General features: G+C 42.9%; 19 protein-coding genes. 6 read left to right on the top strand and 13 right to left on the bottom strand.

The window, feature by feature from the left end:
* Positions 1-2: 2 nt before the first annotated feature.
* From DRB05_RS20655 to lptD, 7 genes are all read right to left on the bottom strand, one after another.
* Positions 3-2,018, bottom strand: a complete 2,016-nt coding sequence (locus DRB05_RS20655) for a methyl-accepting chemotaxis protein (RefSeq protein ID WP_128728589.1) — start codon at positions 2,016-2,018, stop codon at positions 3-5.
* A 233-nt stretch (positions 2,019-2,251) separates the two neighbouring features.
* A complete protein-coding gene (locus DRB05_RS20650) occupies positions 2,252-3,049 on the bottom strand; it encodes a symmetrical bis(5'-nucleosyl)-tetraphosphatase (protein ID WP_128728588.1) in 798 nt (265 codons plus the stop codon).
* Positions 3,050-3,147: 98 nt separating this feature from the next.
* Positions 3,148-3,537, bottom strand: a complete 390-nt coding sequence (gene apaG / locus DRB05_RS20645) for a Co2+/Mg2+ efflux protein ApaG (protein WP_010374721.1) — start codon at positions 3,535-3,537, stop codon at positions 3,148-3,150.
* Positions 3,521-4,327, bottom strand: coding sequence for a 16S rRNA (adenine(1518)-N(6)/adenine(1519)-N(6))-dimethyltransferase RsmA (gene rsmA / locus DRB05_RS20640; RefSeq protein ID WP_010606006.1), 807 nt, complete (start codon positions 4,325-4,327; stop codon positions 3,521-3,523). The genes apaG and rsmA overlap by 17 nt, the downstream gene beginning before the upstream one ends.
* Entirely contained in the window at positions 4,324-5,316 is a 993-nt protein-coding gene (gene pdxA / locus DRB05_RS20635) for a 4-hydroxythreonine-4-phosphate dehydrogenase PdxA (protein ID WP_128728587.1), read from the bottom strand. Before pdxA ends, rsmA begins: the two co-directional genes overlap by 4 nt.
* A 5-nt stretch (positions 5,317-5,321) precedes the next feature.
* On the bottom strand, positions 5,322-6,614 hold the full coding sequence (gene surA, locus DRB05_RS20630) for a peptidylprolyl isomerase SurA (protein ID WP_128728586.1): 1,293 nt from the start codon (positions 6,612-6,614) through the stop codon (positions 5,322-5,324).
* A gap of 15 nt (positions 6,615-6,629) precedes the next feature.
* Positions 6,630-8,876, bottom strand: coding sequence for an LPS assembly protein LptD (gene lptD, locus DRB05_RS20625; protein WP_128728585.1), 2,247 nt, complete (start codon positions 8,874-8,876; stop codon positions 6,630-6,632).
* Positions 8,877-8,988: 112 nt separating this feature from the next.
* Here lptD and DRB05_RS20620 point away from each other — a divergent pair, with 112 nt between their 5' ends.
* The 3 genes from DRB05_RS20620 to djlA are packed head-to-tail and all read left to right on the top strand — an operon-like array spanning position 8,989 to position 11,520.
* Positions 8,989-9,984, top strand: a complete 996-nt coding sequence (locus tag DRB05_RS20620; protein WP_128728584.1) for a phosphotransferase — start codon at positions 8,989-8,991, stop codon at positions 9,982-9,984.
* An 8-nt stretch (positions 9,985-9,992) separates the two neighbouring features.
* The gene (gene murU / locus DRB05_RS20615; RefSeq protein ID WP_128728583.1) at positions 9,993-10,685 is read left to right on the top strand and encodes an N-acetylmuramate alpha-1-phosphate uridylyltransferase MurU; all 693 of its coding nucleotides are present in this window, start codon (positions 9,993-9,995) and stop codon (positions 10,683-10,685) included.
* Complete coding sequence (gene djlA, locus DRB05_RS20610; protein ID WP_128728582.1) at positions 10,675-11,520, top strand: co-chaperone DjlA; 846 nt, start codon at positions 10,675-10,677, stop codon at positions 11,518-11,520. Before murU ends, djlA begins: the two co-directional genes overlap by 11 nt.
* An 8-nt stretch (positions 11,521-11,528) precedes the next feature.
* On the opposite strand, the gene DRB05_RS20605 is transcribed toward djlA, so the two are convergent.
* Positions 11,529-12,374 carry a DUF3530 family protein gene (locus DRB05_RS20605; protein WP_128728581.1) on the bottom strand — a complete coding sequence of 282 codons (846 nt, stop codon included), beginning with the start codon at positions 12,372-12,374 and terminating at the stop codon, positions 11,529-11,531.
* A 112-nt stretch (positions 12,375-12,486) separates the two neighbouring features.
* Here DRB05_RS20605 and DRB05_RS20600 point away from each other — a divergent pair, with 112 nt between their 5' ends.
* Complete coding sequence (locus DRB05_RS20600; RefSeq protein ID WP_128728580.1) at positions 12,487-13,422, top strand: DUF368 domain-containing protein; 936 nt, start codon at positions 12,487-12,489, stop codon at positions 13,420-13,422.
* Between the two features lie 45 nt (positions 13,423-13,467).
* On the opposite strand, the gene DRB05_RS20595 is transcribed toward DRB05_RS20600, so the two are convergent.
* Complete coding sequence (locus DRB05_RS20595; RefSeq protein ID WP_128728579.1) at positions 13,468-14,157, bottom strand: 2OG-Fe(II) oxygenase family protein; 690 nt, start codon at positions 14,155-14,157, stop codon at positions 13,468-13,470.
* Positions 14,158-14,303: 146 nt separating this feature from the next.
* On the opposite strand from DRB05_RS20595, the gene nhaD reads away from it, so the two are divergent.
* A complete protein-coding gene (gene nhaD, locus DRB05_RS20590) occupies positions 14,304-15,752 on the top strand; it encodes a sodium:proton antiporter NhaD (protein ID WP_128728578.1) in 1,449 nt (482 codons plus the stop codon).
* A 58-nt stretch (positions 15,753-15,810) separates the two neighbouring features.
* On the opposite strand, the gene DRB05_RS20585 is transcribed toward nhaD, so the two are convergent.
* From DRB05_RS20585 to DRB05_RS20565, 4 genes are all read right to left on the bottom strand, one after another.
* Positions 15,811-16,821, bottom strand: coding sequence for an ATP-dependent 6-phosphofructokinase (locus DRB05_RS20585; RefSeq protein WP_128728577.1), 1,011 nt, complete (start codon positions 16,819-16,821; stop codon positions 15,811-15,813).
* Between the two features lie 145 nt (positions 16,822-16,966).
* Positions 16,967-17,362, bottom strand: a complete 396-nt coding sequence (locus DRB05_RS20580) for an MmcQ/YjbR family DNA-binding protein (protein WP_128728576.1) — start codon at positions 17,360-17,362, stop codon at positions 16,967-16,969.
* Between the two features lie 824 nt (positions 17,363-18,186).
* Positions 18,187-20,424 (bottom strand): bifunctional diguanylate cyclase/phosphodiesterase, encoded by a 2,238-nt coding sequence (locus DRB05_RS20570; protein WP_128728574.1) that lies wholly within the window; start codon positions 20,422-20,424, stop codon positions 18,187-18,189.
* Positions 20,425-20,688: 264 nt separating this feature from the next.
* Entirely contained in the window at positions 20,689-23,358 is a 2,670-nt protein-coding gene (locus DRB05_RS20565; RefSeq protein ID WP_128728573.1) for an insulinase family protein, read from the bottom strand.
* Between the two features lie 286 nt (positions 23,359-23,644).
* On the opposite strand from DRB05_RS20565, the gene sixA reads away from it, so the two are divergent.
* Complete coding sequence (sixA, locus tag DRB05_RS20560) at positions 23,645-24,106, top strand: phosphohistidine phosphatase SixA (protein WP_128728572.1); 462 nt, start codon at positions 23,645-23,647, stop codon at positions 24,104-24,106.
* Positions 24,107-24,217 lie beyond the last annotated feature (111 nt).

Genomic DNA, 24,217 nt, shown 5'->3' with positions numbered 1-24,217 from the left:
ATTTATACTTTAAACTGCTCTACTGATAAGCGTAACTCTTCGGCGAGTTTAGCGACCTCAGAACTGGAGATTGAAGTTTGGCTTGCCCCTTCAGCTGTTTGCTCTGCAATGGTTACAATCGACTCTAAACGTTCGCTAATTTCCTGTGCTACTTGCTGTTGCTCATTCGCAGCGTTTGCAATCTCTTCACTCACATCGTGGGCTTGAGAAACGGCAGCAGTAATAGAGTTGAGTGCTTCATTAGCAAGGTCGCTCTGAGTTACGCATGACTCCGCCTGCTGTTTGCCTTTCGACATTGCACCTACAGCTTCTTCGGCACCAGCTTGTAAGGATTCAATCATTGCTTGAATTTCTTGAGTCGATTCTTGAGTCTTACTTGCAAGCGAGCGCACTTCGTCTGCTACCACAGCGAAGCCACGACCCTGTTCACCAGCACGGGCCGCTTCGATTGCTGCGTTTAGTGCAAGGAGGTTAGTCTGCTCGGCAATGCCACGGATAACATCCAAAATACTACCTATCGACGCGCTGTCTTGGTGTAGTTTGTTAATCACGCGAGAGGCTTCATCTACCTCTCTTGCGAGTTGCTCAATGGTATGTTTGTTCTCATGTGAGATACCTTTGACACGCTCAGCTTCTTTATCAGCATTTTTAATTTCTTGTAATGCCTGATGCGCGCTGTTACTCACACCGTGGGACGTACTACTCATCTCAGTTGTAGCGGTAGCTGCTTGCTCTACTTGCGCCTGCTGATTCTTAATTGCTTGGCTTGACTCTGTTGTGATGGTCGATGTCTCTTCGGACGCTGCAGCGAGCTGTGTTGAACGAGAAATAATGCCAGTGATAAGTTCACGCAAGCTTGAGATCAGCGTGTTACAACTTTTAGATAGTTCGCCAAACTCATCTTTTGCCGTATCATCTAAGCGCTGTGTCATATCGCCACTGGCGACAATGTTTAAAACTCGGTTTACTTCCGATAGTGGTTTCGTGATTCGGCTAACGGTAATGTAAGCAACACCCACGGCCATTAGCGTTGCCACAATCATCCCAATCCAAGTCCATAGGTTTGCTGTGCCTACATCGGCACGTACGCCTTGCTGTAAGTTAAAGGCGACTTGGCTTGCTTCAGAGAGTAAGTCATCTAGCTGAGATAGAGCGGCTTTTGTGGTTTTCTCTGCGTCTGATAATTCTTTACGCGTTTCGGCTAATGCATTGATCAAGCGTTTTTGATTTTCTGCGATGCTATTACTGCCAGTGACGGCATCTTTCAAGTTAGTGTAATAACCTTCGAGATCAGCAAACAAACTACTATCTAGTGTGCTAACTGGGCCGCGAATTAAATCAATATTACGACCTAACTCTTCAACGAGATAGCTTTGATCTCTACTTACAATTTCCAGCGTATTGATATCTTCAACAGTGACAATATCGTTGGCGCTGGTTACAACCGAAGAAAAGTTGTTTTCTAAGTTATTTGCAGCTTGAAAAGCGCGCTTGTCAGCATCTTCCAAGCCATCCAGATCGATAATATCAACTGTCACCATTGTCGCATCTTCTGCGGCAATATCGATAGTTGATAGCTGTTCTTTCAACTTGTCGCGTAGCGAAAGCTCAGATGTTTTCTCGTTTAGCAAGCTGTTCATCGCTTTGACGAAAGCATCGTAACTTTTGCCAACATCACGGCTGCTTGAGGCTAGTTTATTATTAGCGGCAACGACCTGCTGCAGCTCAGAGTAGGTTTTGTCAAAGATCTTCTGACGCTCAGTGAATTGTTGTTTAAGCGTCGCCAGCTCAGTCTCTGAGCGCGCGTAAAAACTTCCCTGAGCCATTTTGCTCATTAAAGTGAACTCTACTTGCAGCGCAGAGCTCTTCGAGAGCGCAGGTAGAGACAGGTTATTAACCTGCTGAGTTGAGTTGTCAATGTTTGCAATTCTTAATAAAGAATTGCCCCCGATAAGAAGAAGCAACAAAGTGATGGTAATAAAACCACCCCAAATACGTTGGCTAACAGTCAAATTCATAGCTGTCCTACAAAATTTACAAAGCAATACGGATACTTATCGGATTTATTGCGGATAAGTTAAGTATTTTATAGCAGATGTGACAAAAAATTTCAGTAAAAAAGGTCGGATTACAAAAAATAGCAGCTCAACGGATAAAAATAAAAGCTTCAGGTTTTCTTCGAATGTAGTTCAGTTTCATAAAAATTGAAGTAAGTGTTTACCTTATCGTTGATTTAGGGCCGCTAAATGGGTTAACTGTGCTGATACTTTTCGCCACTGTCGATATTTACCATCGTCATAGGGCCTCCCCACACGCAGCCGGTGTCGAGGGCAATAATATTTTTTTTGTTAGTTTCGCCTTCTAAAGCAGCCCAGTGGCCGAAAAGTAGGGTAGTGTCGGCTGGTGTTTGGCTGAGTTCAAACCACGGAGTGAGATCAGCAGCATCTTTTAGGCCAGATTTGTTCTTAAGATCCAGTTCGCCATTTTGTTTTAGAAAGCGCATTCGAGTGAAGACGTTAACAATGGCTTTAAACTTATCTTGCTCACCGAGCTTATCGAGTTCAAGTCCAGGGTGAGCGCCGTACATATTGGCGTAAAACTCAGGGGCTTTTGTTGATTGATAAATAGCTTCGGCAAAGCGTGCATACTCTAGCGCTTGCGTAATACTCCAGCTTGGATGAATACCTGCATGAGAAATAAAAGTTTGCTGCGTTTCAAGCCAAATAGCGAGGGGCTGTGCACGTAATAAGTTAGCATATTTCTGGCATTTAGGGCTGGCAAAAACCGCGTCTAAATTATCTTTTGGGTTCGCAGCGGTTCCCAAAGCAAGACAAGCTAAAAAGTGGAGATCGTGATTGCCGAGTGTAATGCTAATAGAGCCAGCATGTTGATAGAGGAACTCGAGGCAAGCAAGTGAGTCAGGCCCTCTGGCGATGATGTCACCGACAAAGTATAAATGGTCTTGGCTTGGGTTAAAGTCGACTTGGTCGAGTAGCCCGATGAGTGGAGTGAAGCAGCCTTGCAAGTCTCCAATTGCGTATTTTGCCATCTATTACCTGTGTTTTTTATAACTCGATGTTTTTATTCCGATGTCTAGCATGTATGAGGAACGCGGGGCAAACCCGCTTCCGCAAAATAAAAACGATATTAATGCAAAATATTTGGACAGGAGAGTCTAAATACATTGATTGGCGCTTTAAACTCGGTGCCAAACTCATTACGCATTAAATAATAGCCTTCCATCGTACCAACTGGGGTATCGAGTACCGCGCCGCTGGTGTACTGATAGCTTTCACCAGGACGAATGGTAGGCTGCTCACCGACAACACCATCGCCTTCTACTTCGGTCTCTTTGCCATTCGCATCGGTAATGAGCCAATAGCGACTATGTAGCTTAGCGTTACATAAGCTATGGTTTTTGATGGTAATTGTGTAGGCAAACACATATTTGTCCTTTTCAGGCTGTGATTGCGCTTCAACGTAAAAGGTCTCCACCGATACTTTGATCGGTGAGCCAATATTAGTTTGAGTTGTCATATATCCAATTTGCAATTTCAATAAACTGGTTAAGCGACAGATTCTCAGCGCGAAGCGTAGGGTCGATACCTAGGTTTCGCAACTGCTCTTCGGTTAACAGGTTCGATAAGCTATTTCTTAGTGTTTTGCGACGTTGATTGAACGCTTCCAAACATACAGTATTCAAAAGTTTAGTGCTCTTAGCTGTACGTTGTGACGGATCTTTTGGGATCAATCGAACAACGGCCGAGTCAACTTTTGGTGCAGGTTTAAAGCAATGTGGTGGTACTTCAATCACAGGAATAGCGTGACAATAGTACTGCGTCATTACGCTTAAGCGGCCAAAAGCTTTACTACCCGGGCCCGCAACCATGCGGTTAACCACTTCTTTTTGCAGCATAAAGTGCATATGCTCGACTTGATCGGCAAATTCAAATAGGTGAAATAGCAAAGGGGTTGATACGTTGTAAGGTAAGTTACCAAAGATCTTTAGTTTTTCCCCTTCTTTGATTAAAGAAGAGAAGTCAAACTTCATCGCATCACCTTGGTGAACTGTTAATTTAGGTCCCAAAAATGGATGATGGATCAAGCGCTCGGCAAGATCTTTATCGAGTTCTACAACGGTTAGGTGACCACTTAAATCACAAACTGGCTCAGTGATAGCACCCAAGCCAGGACCGATCTCAACCAGATTGTCTTCAGGTTTTGGGTCGATAGCAGTTACTATCTTGTCGATAATATTGTTGTCATTTAAGAAGTTTTGACCAAAGCGTTTACGCGCTCTGTGTCCGAGATGTACTTTATCTGTCATGCATTCTGTGCTTTTTTGGTTGCGAGCTTAATTGCTTCGCGGATCGCTAATTCAAAACTACCCACTTCAACATCACCAGAGCCGGCTAAATCAAGCGCTGTACCGTGATCGACCGATGTGCGAACAAAAGGTAATCCTAGGGTGATGTTTACTGAGTTTCCAAAACCTTTATATTTTAACACAGGTAAGCCCTGATCGTGATACATTGCAAGCACAGCATCAGCATTATCTAAATATTTAGCTTGGAAAAGGGTGTCAGCTGGCAGCGGTCCAACCAAGTTCATGCCTTGTTTATTCAGCATTTCCAGTGTTGGCTCAATGGTTTCTATTTCTTCACGACCAAGATGACCACTTTCTCCAGCGTGCGGATTTAATCCACAAACTAATACTCTTGGTTGTTCAATACCAAACTTGGTTTGTAGGTCGTGATGTAAAATATGAATGACTTTGCTGAGACGCTCAGGCGTTATCGCCTTTGATACATACGCCAGTGGGATATGCGTCGTTACTAGCGCTACACGCAGCCCTTCGGTTGCGAGTAGCATAACGACATCAGCGGTATCAGACTGCTGTGCAAAGTACTCAGTATGACCGCTAAACGAGATCCCAGCTTGGTTAATTATACCTTTATGAACAGGGCCCGTGACTACCGCTGCGAATGTCCCATCCATATTTTTTTCAGAGGCAATGCGCAAGGTTTCGAGCACATAATGGCCATTAGTTTCATCTAATTGACCAGCGATCACTTCAGCACCTTTGTCTACTTGAAGGTAGTAAATGGCACCAGCGGGTGCCGCTTCAGGCGTAGCATCACTATCAAATGGCAGTAACTTGATTTGCTCACCAAGTTCTTTGGCACGTTTTTCTAGAATGCTTTTATCAGCCACCGCAACCAACTGAGCAGGCCATGCATGCTGAGCCAGTTTGATAACAAGATCTGGGCCAATACCTGCAGGCTCACCTGGTGTAATTGCGATTCTGAGTGTCATAGCCGTTATTCCGTTTCGATAATTTCAATATGCGCTTGGTCACGCATTTCTTTAATCCATTTAAAGCTTTCTTCTTTAAATTTACGGTTAAACAGCAGACGGTGTGCGCGATTTAACTTGGCTTGTTCTGTTTTATCGGCTACGCGTTTATCTAGCAGTTGTACTATGTGCCAGCCAAATGTACTTCTAAATGGTTCACTGATCTGATCTTTTTCTAGCGACAACAAAGTGTCTCTAAACGCTGGTACGTATGTAGTCGGATCTGTCCAATCGTATTCACCACCTTTAAGTGCAGAGCCTGGGTCTTCAGAATATTCTTTAGCCAGTTCTGCAAAGTTAGCGGTACCTGCGCGCAAGTCTTTTACAAAGCCCGCTAGCATCGAGCGTGCTTTTTCTTCACTTAGGATAATTGACGGCTTGATTAAGATATGACGTGAACGCACCTCGACAGTTTCAACAACTTCACGACCACGAATATCTTGTACTTTTAGAATGTGGAAACCCGCGCCTGAGCGCAGTGGACCAACGATGTCATCTTTTTTCGCGCCTTTAATCGCTTCAGCGAACAAGGTTGGCATTTCGTTAATCCCCATCCAGCCTAGTTGACCACCATCTAGCGCTTTTGAGCCGCTCGAGGAGGCAATTGCGATACGCTTAAATTCTTTGCCTTCGTTCAAAAATTTAATCACGTTATCAGCACGCTCACGAGCGTCTTCAATCTCTTCTGGGGTCGCTTTGTTTGGGATTTTAATCAAGATATGGCCGATATCGTATTCTTCTGAGCTACCTGTTTGCTCACTCAAGATTTTTTGTAGGTTAGTAACCTCTTGAGGGCTAATATAAATACGGCGATCAACGCTAGCACGACGCACTTGGCTTGTGGTTATTTCTTTACGGATCTCTTCTCGATATGCCTGAAAGCTTTCGCCACTCGCTTCCACTGAGCGACGTAAGTCAGCGATAGTACCGCCCTGATCTTGGGCAATATTTGCAATGGTCTGGTCTAATTGTGCATCAGAAATTTGCATACCCATGCGATCACCCAGTTGCAACATTAAAGATTGCTCAATGAGTTTATCGATGGCTTGCAAGCGTAATGTTCTATCGCTAGGAAGTTCTGTGCCTTGTTGCTCAGCCTGTTCTTTAACCCGATTTATTATTTGGTCGACTTCGCTTTGTAAAATTACACCATCATTTACCGTGGCAACAACAGTATCTAGCTTTACACGCTCAGCATGTGCTTGAGTAAACAGGCCTGCACTTAATGAGGCCACTAATAAAAACTTTTTTAAATTCATACGGCTTTCTAAATTCTATTTATTCAAAAAATACGGTCTACGGTAACCAAAAATACCCTGTTGAAGGAGTTTACTTGCATCACCACTGCTTTGGCTTCCAAGCCCTGTAAGGACAAATTTCAGGCTGAAGCCAGAATCAAACACTGCTTCATCATTGGTAAGTGTTTGGTTTAAGTTTGTTTCAATTTGACGATTCGCAGTCACCTGAATGGCCCAACAACAAGACTGATATTGAACACCCACAAAGGATTCAACGCTTCTGTTTGCTGTCATATCACGGTGATAGCTTGCTACAAATTGCCAGTTATCGTCAATTGGTAAACTTGTAAATAGACCGACTTGGTCAATTTCATAGTCTGAGACATCATTAACATAACGATGGTTCAATTGTACTAACTGCTTGTTGTCTCCTTTATAGTCCAGGGTAAAGTGAGACTGCACTAACTCTTTGCTATCCACGTCATATTGTACCCCACCCGAAAGGTACCACCGCTTATGCCAATGTAACATGGATTCGGCGGCAAACAGTGCATTATAGTTAGTATCATCAGTAAACAGCTGTTCAGAAGGCTTTACAGATGACTCGAGGTAAATGATTTGACCTGCACTGAAGTTAAAGCGTTCGACATTACTGCTATCGAATACACGAGTGGTTGCCCCCACGGTGAATTGGTTGGCTTCTGCAATACGGTCATAACCTGAGTAGCGGCGTGCTCTAAACAGACCAATGAAGTCATCTTGTAACTTAGCCGTGTCGTACCAGCCAATTTGGCTTTGCTCTCTGTGCGGTGTGTAAAGGTACTGAATTTGCGGCTCAAGTGTTTGTGTACCTTGTTCAAAAAAGAACTCGGTACTGCGTTCAAAATTCAGTTGTCCATGTACTCGTAAACTTGGCAAGGTACGTGTGACGGACTCTTCATAGTCTGTATCGGGGGCATCTATATTTTGTTCGTAGCGAGTGTGAAGTAGACGTGCTTCTGAGGTAAATGACCAAGCGTAGTCGCTGCGCGAAAAAGACACGCGAGGTTCTAAATGTAACCTCGATGCTTCAGAGATTGCCAATGTATCATTTTGAAAATAGGCAAACTCACCCTCAAAGTCCCAATCAAGGCCAACAAGTTCATAACTGTCACGTGTACGGAAGCTAATTTGCGGTAGTGCAGTGTAGGATTCTCTATGATCACCCAATACTTCAAAATCTTGCAGTTTTAAGTCAACCAACCAGTCGTCACCTAGATAACTCAAACTGCCGGTACGATACAATTGGGTGTCGGTTTCGTTGGCGTACTCGGATGTTAAGTCAGTGAGGTAGTTATCGTCACTGACATTGGTGACATCAACAAATGCGCGCCATTTATCACTTAAATAGCTTTTTTGTTGCCAATGCACTAAATAGCGATCGTCTAGCTGTGGCTCTGAATCATCCTTACTGAGATATTCTACCCCGATTTTACCTTGATGTTGTTCAGTTAGATATCTGAACTCGGTAATAAGCTGAAATCCTTTATTGGCCATGTATCTTGGCGTTAAGGTCGCATCATAGTTAGGGGCTAGATTGAGATAATAAGGGGTGATCAGCTCTAAACCAAACTTATTCGAGCTAGAAATTGTTGGCGTCAGCAAGCCAGATTTTCGTCTATCATCGATTGGAAACGTAAAGTAGGGTAAATAAATAATAGGCGTGTCCATAATTTTGAACACCGTATTATAGGTCTCACCCCAACCGTCTTCACGAGAAAGTACAATACTGCTTGCCTCGATACTCCAAAATGGGTCATCAGCAGGACACGTGGTAAAGCTGGAGTTGTCGAGTGAAATTTTGCTGCCAGAGGCATGCAATTTCTCTGCACCACCTCGGCCCTGCTGGTCTGTTAATTCATATTCAGCACCAAGCAAGCTCACGGTGTTAGCATTTAAATCCGCGAATAGCCCATTACTGTGAACTTTGGTAAATTGATCACGATAGAGTAGTGGTCCAGAAGCGCTGAGCAGGCCTTCTTTTTTATCGATTAGCGCACGTCTAGCTTCTAAGCTCATGGTTTCAGTGTTAATCACCACATTGCCAGAAAACTCAGCACTATCAGTACCTTGTAGTTCTAAGTCATCGGCAACGATATCAATGGCATGTTTGGGCAGCGAGGCTAACGGCTTCCAGTTTTCTGGCTGCATATAGTCTTTACATTGTGCGGTGACAATGTTCGTATTAGCAAAAGCTGTAGAATGAATAGCGGATAATACAGCCAAGCCCCAAATTTTGCGCATTTAATAACCTATTAGCTGAGCATTTAATAATAAGCTCATCATGATAAATGAAAACTGTCGGAAATACAGTAGCATTTAAATATTTACAAGTAGAAGGTGTAATAGTAAATCCATGAATAGTCAAAACCAGCGCGTCGAGTTTATTCAGCAAACACTACAAAGCGACGATTTTACATGTGAGGCTATCACCTCGGATGCCAGTTTCCGCCGTTATTATCGCGTCAAACAACAAACGAAGTCGTGGATCTTAATGGAGACACCGGTCGATAAACTCGATAATGCCCCTTTTATTGGTTTAAATACGGTGTTTGCAAAGCAAGGGCTCAATGTGCCACAAATCCTTGCGCGTAAAGAAGAGCAAGGGCTGTTACTGTTACAAGATTTGGGTTCTGAGCATTTGGCCGATAGGTTGGCATTGCCTTCTCGGCTAGAGGACTATCGTGCGTTGATAGCGCTTATTCCTAAAATAGCCAAAACACCAAAGAGTGAATGGATGAAACCCTATGATGCTGGGTTCGTTGATATGGAACTTAATATCTTTTATGAGTGGCTTGTAACAAAATGGCTTGGCTTAACACCCACCGAATATCAACAAGTGCAGTGGCATAATGTGAAGTTGAAACTCGTTGATGCGATGACTCGTCAGCCGCAGGTTACGATGCATCGAGACTTTCATAGTCGCAACCTGATATGTCATCAGTCTCAGTGGTATCTCATTGATTATCAGGATGCGGTACAAGGACCTGTCACTTATGATGCGGTTTCTTTGTTGCGGGATTGTTATACTCGCCTTGATGCACATGAGTTAACTGAGCTTCAGCAACATAGCTTTGATTGCTTAAAAGCGGCAAATTTATTAGGCGGTATGGATTTTAGTACCTACCAACATTACTTTGACTTAACGGGGATGCAAAGGCACCTTAAAGCGGCCGGAATTTTTACTCGCCTATTGCAGCGAGACGGCAAAGGCGGGTACTTAGAAAATATTTTGCCAACCTTACACTACCTCGTTGAAGTGGCGAATAAGTATAAAGAATTTCAGTGGCTTGCAAGCTGGCTAGAGAATGACATAATGCCTCAAGCTCAGGCCAAATTAGGCACAAAATAGAAGTAATAATGAAAGCGATAATTTTATCTGCTGGTCGTGGTAAACGTATGATGCCACTGACCGCAAACCAACCAAAACCTATGCTTAACGTTGCAGGAAAACCACTACTAGAGCACCATCTCGAGCGCTTAAAAGCGGCTGGGATCTGCGATATCGTGATAAATCTTGCATGGCAAGGTCAGGTGATAAAAGACTATTTCGGTAATGGTAGTCAATTTGGTGTCAATATTGAGTACAGTGATGAACCTGAGGGGGGATTAGAAACCGCAGGTGGAATCATTCAAGCTCTGCCGATGTTATGTGAACAGGATGACAGCTTTATTGTACTCAATGGCGATATTTTTACGGACTATGATGTTAGCAGCTTGGTGCAGTTACAGCTCGGCAGCGCAGCAGAGGGCCATTGCGAAGCGCACATTGTATTGGTAGAAAATCCCGAACATAACCCTGAAGGCGACTTTTGTCTTGCCCATCAGCCGCTCAATCAGCAAAAGTATACCTTGTCCGGCATTGGTAAATATCACCAAAGTTTTTTTGCCGAGCTTGGGGCTGGCTTTATAAAACTAGGGCCGTTGCTGCGCAGTGGGCTTGAGCAGCATAAAGTTTCTACTGAACTGTATTTAGGCGCATGGGACGACATCGGCACGCCGGAGCGACTAAAAATGATCAATGATAAGTTAGGATATAGCGATGTGGGGTAAGTTATTAGGCACAATTTTCGGCTTTTTATTTGGTCGTTGGTTAGGCGCTATTTTAGGTTTTTATCTCGGCCATTTATTTGATAAAAGTTTGCGTCAGGATTTTGATAAGGTCGGTGGCTTTCAAGGTTTCATGAAAGGTGAAGATTTACATGAGCGCCAAGCTTTGTTCTTTTCCAGCTGTTTTTCTGTGATGGGACATATTGCAAAATCTAATGGTCGTGTCAGCGAAATCCACATTCAAGCCGCGTCTGCATTTATGAGTGAAATGGGCTTGCAGGGTGAAGAGCGAAAAGAAGCGCAACATGCGTTTACAGCGGGAAAAAGCGGTGACTTTTCGATAAAAGAGGCTGTGACTGATTTTAAAGAGGCTTTTGCTAGACGCTATGATTTGAGACAGCTGTTTTTAGAAATTCAGATTCAAATGGCATTTTGTGATGGTCATGTGTCTGACGCGGAGAAGGCCTTACTTAAACAGGTTAGTAAGTATTTAGGCTTTGCAGAAACCCACTTTTTATTCCTGCTAAAGCGCTACCAAGCAGAATTTGAATTTCGCCGCTCGCAGGCGTCGGGGAGATCGCAACACCAACACCAGCAACAGGGCGGCCGTCAACCGGCATCACAAGATAATGGCTTAAACCGTGTTAAAGCGCTGGCTGTACTGGGGTTGAGTGAAGAGGCCAATGAGCGTGATATCAAAAAAGCCTATCGCAAATTGATGTCGCAGCATCACCCTGATAAATTGGTGTCACAAGGCTTGCCTAAGCATATGATGGAAGTGGCAAAGCGCAAAAGCCAAGACATTCAGTCTGCTTATGAATATTTAAAAAAGAGCTAACCTGAAAACTATAAGACGCGTAAAAAGCCGAGTAATTCCTTTCTGAGTCTTTGATGTTGGAGAGGATCGGTTTTTTCTCCAAAAAGCTCCCGTTGGCGATAATCAAGCTTACTATTCTTTCTTGCCCAGCGCGCTCTATCCTGCGTATTATCGACCACAATTGGATTGTCAAAACTGTAGTAAACATCCAGCAAAGCAGGGCTTATCAGAGAAAGGTTGGATGCCAGATGCTTTTGCCGTGTTGCATTAGGCAATTGTGGGCTAACAACGGCAAATGCATCTATACGTAGGTTGGGCAGTGTTGCTAAATACTCACCGAATAAACCTGCGCTATTACCAAATGCGACAACCACCAACTTTTCTGTTTGAGTCATGGATAGCGTGTTATAAAGTACCTCGAAGCGGCTGACCAAGGCCATTTTATATTCATCGAGATTTGATTCAGAAATGGGTGAAATCAGTTTCTGAACAGGCTTTTCAGCGTCGGGGAGCACGATGTCTTGCTCCAGCAAACTCGGTGCATAAGAAAGATCGGGCGGAGTGAGGGTATAAGTATCATAACCATCGTCGCTTAATCGCTTTGCAAGAAAGCTTATGCCGCTGTTATTGAGCGGTGGAGTTTGCATGTCGGGCAATAAGATCACGATGCCTTCGCGAGCGGCTGCCATATATTCTTGATGAAACACATAAAAGCTTTCATTTTCACTTTCCAGCTTGATTAGCTGCGATGGCTCGTAGAAGCGATTAGCGTCTTGCTGATACAGAGAACCAAGCGGTGCTGCATCAATGTGCTCTGCTGCAAAAGTCGTGATGGATATAGAGGTTGCGAGTAATAAAAGCGTTCTTATGATCATGGTACAAGCGCATAAAACATCATAATTTGTTATCGACCAGTTAAGTGAAAGCTTTAGCTGTCGCTATTTTTTGGGTTAAACTGCTCGGCAGTGAAAATGAAAGGAGAAATTTGTGCAGTACAAAGATAGCAAACGAGACTATCTCTTTATGTTTTTAAAAGGGGCTGGAATGGGCGCTGCGGATGTGGTCCCGGGCGTTTCTGGTGGTACCATCGCTTTTATTACTGGTATCTATGCACGTTTTTTAAATGCCATTAAAAGTGTAAATTTACAGGCCTTGAGCACATTGCGCCGTGACGGTCTAAAAGCCACTTGGCAGCACATTGATGGTGGCTTCTTACTGGCGGTATTTTCTGGTTTGCTCATCAGTGCAGCGTCTTTGGCGAAGGTGATCACTTATTTATTGGAGGCACACCAAACACTGGTATGGTCATTTTTCTTTGGTCTTATCGTCGCATCTTTTATCTATGTTGCAAAACAGGTCTCTCATTGGAGTGGCCAAAATATTATCGCCTGCGCAGTCGGTGCTATCATAGCTTTTGCTATTACTTCCCTTTCACCGGCTGAAGCGCAAGCATCTCATTGGATGTTTTTTATTTCAGGTGCTATCGCCATTTGCGCGATGATCTTACCTGGGATCTCAGGGAGCTTTATTCTACTGTTGCTGGGTATGTATGGCCATGTACTCAGTGCGGTGAACCAGCTTGAATTTGGCTTAGTGAGTCTATTCTTACTCGGTTGTATTGTGGGGTTAATGTCGTTTTCGCGTCTACTCAGCTGGCTATTGGCGCACTATCAGCAAGTAACGTTCTCGCTACTAGCTGGCTTTTTGCTGGGCTCGCTTAATTTATTGTGGCCTTGGAAACAAGTGCTTACGACTTACGTGAACTCCAGTGGTATCGAAAAGCCATTGAGTCAGGCCAACATTCTGCCTGCGCAATACAGTACGCTGTACGGTCAAGACCCGAATACGCTGGCATGTATTGCGCTTGCCGTCGCTGGCCTTGCGTTGATCTTAACCATCGAAAAGATAAGCGAAAAATATTAATAAAATAGACATCTAGAACAATAGATACGTAAGCTCAACGAACGCCTATATGTCTATTGTTCTAAACCATCCCGTGACAGAGAGTCGCGGCGCTTTTGCAAATGGCGCGACGTAAGTCACAGAATGAATTTTACTCACATCGAAAACCACCAGTGAATTAAACTTAGGTGCATAACTTTTAGTGGGTGTGCCATCGGGTTCAAAAAACTGCAGTAGCCCGCCCCAGTCAGGGTGCCAACTTTTGCTTAGGCTGAGTACATAGGCATAAACCCGGCCCTCAGCTTCTACAATATCATTATGTCGCGTTAAATACTGGCCACCTATAAAGCGCGTTGCTTGGGCTGAGGTACGGATAATATTCTGGCTAGAAATTGCTGAAAAGCACGACTGTATAGCGTTACTGTTGAGATCACTGTAGAGCCTTTGCAGAGTCTCAGGGCTTGAGGATGCTATGGAATGGCGGCCATACATAAAACCAACACCACGCGAAGCATAACTATGTATATCTTCAAGCAAGGCTTGCTGCTCTTGTGGTGTTAAGGCAAGAATATCACTGTCCTTGACTGATTTTGCTGTCCCGTTATGAAACAGTGCGAGCTGGTAGTCTAGATTACAGAGGCACTCATGTAGTTGTTGAGCGTTTGTATCGTCTAGAATATTTTCAATCCGTGCAAAGCCTTCGTTGCTCAATTTTTGCTGTAATTCTGTTTGTTGTTGCTGCGAAAGTTGAAGCATAAATACCTACTGCTGATGTATGAGCCTGTTTGTACTACTGTAAACAGGATGCCTTAGACTTCAGTCCAATGCTGATTATTTTTTATCTATGCTAAAGTGAGTTTGGCTGAAATGCCATCCCTCTGCACTCATCGATAGGCAAAAAAATGAAAATCAATGGACTACTGCTATTCTGTTGCGCATGGGTCATATCCGTGATCCCATCACCAGCCTTGGCGGCTCAAGGCACCTTAGATCTTACTAGCTCGACACTCGGTTTGGTTTGTATTGTTGTCTTCGTTTTAGCATACGCACTTGTAATGCTTGAAGAAAAACTCCATATGCGAAAATCAAAGCCAGTGCTTGTGGCGGCAGGCATCATTTGGCTCATGATTGGGGCGTATTACGTTAATCAGGGACAACCTGATGTTACCGAGCACGCATTTCGGCACAATTTGTTAGAATTTGCGGAGTTGATGTTGTTCTTGCTGGTTGCGATGACTTATATCAACGCGCTTGAGGAGCGCCGCCTTTTTGATGCGCTACGAGCATGGATGATCCAAAAGGGTTTTAGTTATAAGAATCTCTTTTGGATCACTGGGTTCTTATCCTTTTTTATCTCTCCAATTGCAGACAATCTAACCACAGCCTTGCTAATGTGTGCCGTGGTGATGAAGGTAGCTGAAGGTGACAAAGAGTTTATCAATTTAAGCTGTATCAATATCGTGATAGCTGCCAATGCTGGTGGAGCATTCAGCCCCTTTGGTGACATTACCACTTTGATGGTATGGCAAGCCGGTATGGTACATTTCAGTGAGTTCTTAGCGCTTTTTGTTCCTTCACTGGTTAATTACATCGTACCAGCAGTCGTAATGAGTTATTTTGTGGCGGATAGAAAGCCCAGTGCAGTTTACGAAAGAGTAGAGCTTAAGCGCGGTGCTTTAAGAATTTTAACTTTGTTCCTATTGACTGTTGCAACTGCTGTGCTTTCACACAGTTTGCTGCATTTACCACCGGTACTTGGCATGATGATGGGCCTCGGTTACCTACAGTTTTTTGGTTACTTCCTGAGAATGACGTTACCGGGGTCATTAGCACGAAAGCGAGCGATGGCGGAAAGAGAAGGGGATCAAGAGCGTCTCGAGAAGCTAGGAAGTGTTGTGCCATTCGATGTCTTTAGCAAAGTTTCACGCGCTGAGTGGGATACCTTATTATTTTTCTACGGTATCGTTATGTGTGTTGGCGGTTTGGGGTTTCTCGGCTATTTAAGTTTAATGTCAGAGATATTATACGGTGAATGGTCTGCAACCTATGCTAACGTATTCTTAGGGGTTATCTCCGCTGTGATCGATAACATTCCTGTAATGTTTGCTGTGCTGTCGATGCAACCTGAAATGTCACACGGCCATTGGTTGTTGATCACGCTCACAGCAGGGGTAGGAGGGAGTTTACTCTCTATTGGCTCGGCGGCTGGGGTAGCACTCATGGGTCAGGCTAGAGGCTATTATACTTTTATGGGGCACCTAAAATGGGCACCTGTGATCTTGCTTGGTTATATCGCGAGTATTTTATGTCACCTGTGGCTCAACGAATCTGCTTTTAGTGTGTTTGGCTAGCGCTTAGGTAAGACGTAGTGAGAGTGAATAATAAATATGTGTTTCACTCTCACTGCATTTATCGCTCGGCGAGGTAGTGTTGATATCGTTGTACCCATTCCTGTGATACTGGCTTTTCCATATTTAGCACTTTCTCGACTTCAGTAACTACAATTGCACCATGTATTTTTCCCACCATAACGGGCGTCGCAACATCAGTGTTTGCTTTGATGTTACCATTAATCACTTCCACAGCAGCTACCCCTAATTCCGTTGCGAGCATTCTATCTTCAACAGATGGTGCGCCGCCTCGTTGAATATGGCCTAACACGCAAAGTGCGCAATTGATATCGGCATTGTTATTTAACTCTGTTTGAAGCGCTTGAGCGCCACCTGGCCATAAATTTTCCGCTAGTATAATCAAAAAGCTACCGTGTTGATGTTGATGCTTTATGGCATTTTTGAGATGAGCTAAGACCTGAGAGGTATTCTCTGCCGTGCAGTTTTCAAATGAAATGATAGCCTCAGCGCCTGTCGCTATGCCTACATGGTAAGCGATATGTCCGTTATGACGACCCATTACCTCGGTGATAAAGACCCGCTCAAAGGCATTTGCAGTATCGCGGATTTTATCTATTGCAGAAGTCGCAGTATTGATGGCGGTGGAAAAACCAATGGTGTTGTCACATCCCGAGAGGTCGTTATCTATAGTAGCGGGAATACCGACTAGTTGACCTTGCCAGTGCTCTGCTAATACTTGCAATCCTTTAAGTGAGCCATCACCACCAATCACAATAAGTACGTCAATATGGAGTTTTCTAAGTGCGTTTGCGGCTTGAAGGACGCCTGAGGGTCCTAGCATCGCAGGGCAGCGGGCACTTTTTAGAATTGTGCCACCAAGTTGGGTGATATCTGTGACAGAATCAGTATTGAGCTCAGTATATTCTTGGTTAATTAGACCATTATAACCATGAAAAAAACCAAAGCATTGAAATCCGGAACTTAGGGCACTTAACGTGATAGCCCGAATTGCCGAGTTCATACCCGGCGCGTCCCCGCCACTTGTCAGTACTGCTATCCGTTTTGTCATGTCGTCACTCTAACGTTACTTGGTTATTCTTTTTGTATACTACCAGAGTAACTTTAAGACAAGTTGATCGACATTAAAGATAGCCAATAAGTGTAGGGAGATAGAAAGGTAAAACGGCATTTAGCTTTACCTAAATGCGTTTTAATTAACGTTGCGTGATCTTGCTAGCAAGTTCTTCACGTTGTGCGGTCGGTAGGTTATCTACGACGATTTGATAAGAATCATCGATCATTTTCTTTATTTCGTCTTCTGGAATAGTGCCATCCAAGATGACTGTATTCCAAAGCCGCTTATTCATGTGATAACCAGGCACAACAGATGAATACTTGTCTCTAAGTAACAATGCTTCGTCAGGGTCGCATTTTACATTTAACCACCAAACAGGTTCACCATTTTCATCTATTTGCCCCTCCTTCCCCTCAGTTAGAGTTGCAAACATTTTATGCTGAACTTTGTACACATCTACGTCTTGCGCAAAAGGCTTAGTGATAAAGGTAGCAGGCTTGGCCTGCAAATATTCATGTACGCTTTTCTGATCCATAGCCCGTGTCCTTGAAGTAACAGTTAATACTACATGAGAGTAAGTTTAGCAGCTCTTGTGATAATACTGTAATCGTCTATCAGTAAAAACTATCAGAAAGTCTATACTATGGCGTTATAACGCAGACAATTATTGAATAACTGACCGATTTGTATCGGTTTAACTCACAGTTGACGATTAAAATAAATACAGTGTGTAAAAGCACCAAAATTTCAGTCGTCTACAATATTAGAAAAGCTAACTTTTAATTTCCAGTTAAGGACTAAGCTGGCTTCACAAATTATGCTAAAAACACTCTCATAACCTAAGTGGACTAAGCTAGGAAATCATTGCTAGTTGACCGTAAAAATTTCCCCACTTGTCTCTGTTTCCCTAATCAGGGAAAGTTACGGAATAGCACTCCTTACGTAATGCTATACCTCTAAACAGTCCGCTATTAAATTAAATAATACAAAAATATGCAACAATAATTTCTGTATTGATTAAATATTGAACGTTGTGTAGACTCGTCGGCCGCATTAGTAAATAGTATCGAAATGCGATGTTTCTGCGCCAAGGAGAAAAGCCCTTGGTTTACTTGATAGATGAAAAACTTCAGGAGTATCAGTGGCTTTTACAATCATATCCTTGGTCTGTGCTGTGGTAATTTATCTTCAAACCCTCTGGACTGGAATGCCTAGAAAGCGCTGGCTGAGCTTAGCATTAATTACGGGCCCTGCGGCGCTTATTCTTTTTCGGGTGCACTACCGTAGAGCTTGGATGCGTCGTTGCGCGAATTTAGTTAGTTGGAAAGCGTAAATGGAGCTAGGTTAAATGAAATAGGGCTACTGTACGAGTTGAAGGTTTGGTTTCTCGCTCGGAGCATGTTGTTTCAAGAACTGTTCAAATTCACTGCTTGATAGCGGTTTTGAGTAGTAGTAGCCCTGAACCGTTTGGCAATTCAGTTGCTCTAAAATATTAAGTTGTTCTTCATTTTCAACACCTTCAGCAACAACGTGAAGGTCTAAGTTGTGCGCAATAGTAACGATGGAGTCTACCATGTTTCTACCACGTTCATTGTTCATATCGTCGATAAATGCCTTGTCTACCTTAAGTGTATTCAGTGGAAATTGCTTGAGATAAGCCAGCGAGGAATAGCCGGTGCCAAAGTCATCCATGGCTAAATGTATTCCCCTCGCACTAAGCGAGCGCATTATCGAAATTGCTTCTTTTGGATCGTCCATTACTGTTCCTTCCGTGATTTCTAATTCAAGAAAATAAGAGGGAAGTTGATTTTTTTGCAAGATGATATCGATCCGAGTTGTGAGATCTGGCAGGCTAAACTGTTTTGCTGATAAATTCACCGCAACTCTGCCATTAAACAGCCCTTTATCAATCCAATGTTTAACATCGCGGCATGCTTTGTCTAAAACGACTTCACCAATTTCGATGATCTGCCCAGTTTCTTCCGCGATAGGAATAAACACACCTGGACTTATCACCCCTTTTTTCGGGGTAATGAAACGGACGAGTGCTTCCATACCAACCAGTTCACCGGTTTTAATATTCATTTTTGGCTGATAGTAGACGACAAAGTGATCTTCTTTGAGGCCATAACGCATCAGGTTTTCTATTTGTAAACGCTTTACCGCTTGTTCGTTCATCGAGTCATTGAAGAACAAGTAGTGATTGCCTTTTTGTTTCGCATGATACATCGCTGTATCTGCATTTTTTAGTAAACTTTCAGGTGATTTACCATCTTCAGGGCAAAGCACAATTCCTACAGACGAGGTGATCACTAACTCATGATTGGCAATTTTAAAAGGTGTCGCAATCGCAGCCAAAAACTGTTTTGCTGTTCGTGTAATGGTGTGAATATCATTGGTGCCAGAAATAACCAGCGCAAACTCATCACCACCTAGGCGATAAAAAGTATCTTGTTGGCGGGCGAGCTTATTCAGTCGCATTGCGAGTTTTGCAAGCAGAGTATCACCAAGCTGATGTCCTAATGAGTCGTTGATTTTTTTAAAGTTATCTAAATCAAAAACAAGTAAAGCATGGTGAGTGCCCTGCTGAGATAGTTTTTGTAGATTAGTGAAGAATAAGTTGCGATTGGGAAGACCTGTTGTACGGTCGCGATTCGACAAATTGTGGAGTTGAGATTCCGCTTTTTTACGCTCGGTTAAATCAGAATAAACAACTACATAGTTGCTGATCTGGCCATGGTTATTTTTAATTTCATCTATGGTTATTTCAATTGGCAAGAGTACATCGGCTGCATTTCGTAGTTTTAACTCTTCTTGCCAGTGTTCAGTTTGCTTAAGTTGGGCTTTTACTTGAGCGACAAACTTTTGATCATAGCCTGGTAAATTGAAATGTTTATTCAGATAATGTTCCCGTTGACCACCAAATAGTTTCAAGTAGCTTGGATTTAGATCAACTAGATTATAGTGCTTATCGTAAATTGCAATTGCGTCAGTGAGCGACTCTACACATTTCGCAAACAGGTTTAACCTCTCCTCAGTGCTCTTAAAGTGGCTGATATCGCGAACTGTGCCTGTCATTCTCAGAGGGTTGAGATTGGCGTCTTTCTCAATAATTTTACCTCTGTCTAACACCCAGTGATACTGACCTAGTTCATCTTTAATTCGGTAGCTCGCTTCAAAAAAAGGGGTTTTTTCTGCGAAATGCTGCTTCATCAGTTTTTCGACGATTAATAAGTCTTGTGGGTGGATCCTATGCTGGTTGGGTATGATGCTGCCGGGCTTTGCGGAGTTCATACCGTACTTGTCATTGATCCGTACAATTTCTCCTGATTGAATATTCCAATCCCAAAGCGTATCGCCACTGCCTTCAATGGTGCTTTTAAATCGTTGTTCTGAGTGCTTAAGTTGAAATGTAGACTTCTTAAGTTGATGGTTTGACCAGATTAAGTAGGGGATGCTAAGTAGAGCAATAACACATGGCACAAACCAAGCGAGCTGGGCTGCAGTTAACACACTCACGTCACTGGCGTACGACGAGTACGAAATCAGTGATAAAAGTAGAGTGTTGATTGTTATTGTTTTTATTTTTAGGCTCATAAAGTGCGTAATTCATAACTGCAACCTTTAATCTAAATCAAGCTAGTGTTGTAGTCAAAAGGAAAACGTTGATTAAGGGGAAATTCAGGTTAATTCAGGCTTTTTACAATAGTGAAGCAAAGTTTAGGATGAAATTCATTGTACTAACAAGTAACGCTGAATATTTACTAAGCTCAAATAAAGCCTGAGGTCTGTGTGCTAAGTGAAAAAAGCCTTGATAGTAAGTGAAAGTGCGATAAGCGTCCCTTGCTTACACTAGAACTGCTAATTACACTTTAAAATCAATCGCGGAGCACTTGGCTCTAGCATCTTATCTATATAGGTAATCATGTCCTCCAATTCTAAATTGGTCAAAGCTTGGATTAACCTTTGTTGCATATCAAACTGGTGAAAGTCATTGGTAATTGAGATCCACAACCGTTGTGCTCTAAGTCTTAGGTTTTTGTCTCTCTCAGAAATATGTAGTAATAAGCTTTCTTTTGAACGTTGCCAGTCAGACTCATCCAATTGACGCAATTGCTTAGCGAAACACTTCAGAAATGCATTATGTCTAGTTAGTAGGTATTCACTATCAAAGTTGGGCGATTGAATGTAAAAAGCAATTCCCGCACGCGTATTGAATGGTGCATACCCCGCGCCAACTAAGTAACCAAGTTGCTCTTTGGTCCTCAATTGTTCGAAGTAATCTTGATTAATAAGATTATTAATCGCCATCATGGTGACTTTTTCTTTAACGGAATCGGTGCGTGATTGAAAATATTCAATAAAGGCATGATCACTGCCTTCGCGTTCGATGTGTTGTTCAGTCAGTCTAGTTAACTCGTTTAAGGGGCGCTTTAAATCTTCTAAAATTTCGCTGCTTGAAAACAGCCCGTGGACTGATGTTTTTAATTTTTCAGCATGTTTTAGTTGCCAGTTACCATGCATAAAGGCTTTGACGTGGATTGCTGAAAAGAACTGCTTTCGAAATAGCTGAAATTCATTAAAACTGGCACTTTTAAGTGCACTGGCTAAATCTTCAGGGCTTGGGTTCCATGGCATCAAATGTGCCCCCAGCCGGCTAAATAGTTCGCTAACTGGCTTATTTTTATTGTGACTTCTCCAGTGGCGAATAAGTTGCTTCTTATATTCGGCAAAACGAGCAGCATGAATTGGTTGATTCAATAGCGCCTCGACCAGCTCTAAAACTAAGGTGATTTGGTTACCAGTAAGTCCAGCAGTATGTAATGTTAGACCCCCTTGGTGAGAATTTATGTGATAACTAAGGCCTGCTAGTTCTGCGCTATAAAAACGTTCTGCGACTGCATCCATAAATAGATCGGCAAATAGACGGGAGAGTGCCATATGCTTGTGACTAGTAACGGATGGGGCAGAGTCTATTTCGAGATAAAAATGCCCTTTGGTGACTCTAAAAGTTAAGTCCTGCTTAAACCAAAACTCAAACCCTGGCTGATCAGCAAGTCGGATCGGCGTATCTTGATCGCTCTCTACATCGTGGAGTGGATTTTTCGCACTAAGGTATGGATTAATTAGTGGTAGCGACATTTGTGGTAAAGGCATATGCACATTATAGAGCGACTCAATCCAGTCCTTTGCTATCGGTGAGACACTGTATGGCGTGTTGTACCACTTGGCCTTTTTATTTACCTCTGCATTAGGGTGGATAAGCACGAGGCGCATATTGGTAGGGCACAGATGCATCAGTAGTTTTTCGTGCTGCTCTTGTGAAAAGCCATCCATGCGATAATCACCATAGAGAAAATCTTCTTCCTCATAGTGGTGCATATTAACGCTGATTGAATTTACCCAGTCCAACATTCGGCCGACTTCTTGGTTATCGAACGCGATATTCAATAATGTACTTTTATCTTGGTAAAGACGTGGCAGCGCTGCGGTGTTCTGCTTAATTAGCGCCAAGTACTCAAAGAGCATTTCCACTATGTCTTCATAGTATTCAATCCCTTCATCGGTCAGTGCAAAACTGATGTTAAAGTCTCTGAAATTACTACCTGTGATCCCACCACCAGCCGATAGTGCATTGATCCAACCTTGTGATTTGAGGATAGAGTACAGCGAGCCTTTACCTTCATACCCCAACAAATGGGCTAAAAAGCTCACACTTTTATGACGGTATAAGTCTGTAGGGTTGGGCATAGCAAAACTGACAATAAGCTTTTGCATATGCTTTCGGGGTTTGATCTTTAACTCTAATTGTAAGTCGCATTCACGATACATTGGGGCTTGTATCGTGGGCTTTTCCTCTTTAGTACCAATTATTTTCGCAAACGGTAAACTGTAGGATTCCAAGGTTGTCAAAGGTTGTGGTCCGGCAACAACAAGAGTCATCCACTGAGCTTTATAATACTTATTAAAAAATGCGCGTAGTTCACTGGCTATATTGCCATTACGATCCGCTAGAGTGTCGCGCGTACCAACAGAAAACTTGGCAAAAGGATGCTTAGGATTGATGGTTTCTTTGTGAACTTGGTAAATGCGACGGCCATCATCTTTGATTTTCATTTTAAACTCGGCATCAATGGCTTCGCGTTCTTTTTCGGTATCGCTTTCGTTCAGCAGTGGAGATACAAAAAACTGGCTAAAGCGTTCTAGCGCTTCATCTAATCGTTCGGCGTCACAGTCAAAATAATAGCTTGAGTGCTCGGTGCCAGTCCAGGCGTTACTCTGGCCACCATATTGACTAATAAACTGCGAAAACCCGCCAGAATCGGGGTGTTCAACGGTACCAAGAAACAGCATATGTTCCAAAAAGTGCGCCATACCTTGGCGATTTTCAGGATCGTCAAAGTGACCAACGTTAACGGTTAATGATACGGCGCACTTGGCGGTTGAATCGTCATTAATCAATAAGATTCTAAGACCATTGTCCAGTGTTAGGAATTGGTACTGCCGATTATCATTATTACTCAGTTTCAATATGCTGCTGCCGATAGATTAGTTAAAAGATAACTGAAGGTAATTAGAATTTCATTTCGTGTTAATCCTTCATTTGTTTTAATATAGCGAACAAACCAGTGAGATAGCTACCGGTTTAGAAGAAAATAATATCGAATTGCATATATGAGTAGTCAGTAAGCATAAGATCCTCTGTTGTGAGCGGCATAAAAGGGAAAGGCCATTAGCGACAATAGCTTAAATGCGGATCTCATTGTTCATGAGATAAATATATGCTGGGTGATATAAACAGAAGGTGCTGAACAGTATGAAGACTATCTTGATAATGCGTCATGGTGAAGCTGAGCCAATGCAGGCCGATGATGCGAGTAGAAACTTAACTGAGCTGGGGTTACAACAAGCCAAGGATATGGGTCAATGGTTGAAACAGTACTTTGAGATAGATGCGGCATTAATAAGTCCGTTTACCAGAGCGCAGCAAACGGCCGAGCAAGTGCTTGCTGTACAAGCTCCCCAATTGGTTGAAACCTGCGCAGATATCGTGCCGAGTGGCTCAGCACACACAGCCATTGATTATTTAGAAACGCTTATTTCTTTGCATCCTGAACACCAAACCTGGATTTTAGTGGCACATATGCCTGTCGTAAGTTATCTAGTTGACCGCTTATGTCCCGATACTATGCCTATTTTTTCAACCGCAGCTGTCGCTATCATTGAGTACAATGAGCAAACAGGCCGAGCGGAATTTACTTCGATGCAATTACCTTAAATTTTTCTCATATTTTAATGTAGAAAGGCTAAAACTTACCTTTAATCGGTCTAATGTCCTCTTTTTAATTTTGTTTGAACTTTATCATTACACCGGTGTCATAGCCTTGGC

Origin of the sequence: Pseudoalteromonas sp. A757 (genome assembly GCF_004103285.1) — a bacterium.
GTDB classification, from domain to species: Bacteria; Pseudomonadota; Gammaproteobacteria; order Enterobacterales; family Alteromonadaceae; genus Pseudoalteromonas; species Pseudoalteromonas galatheae.
This window is presented reverse-complemented; position numbering and strand designations above follow the sequence as displayed.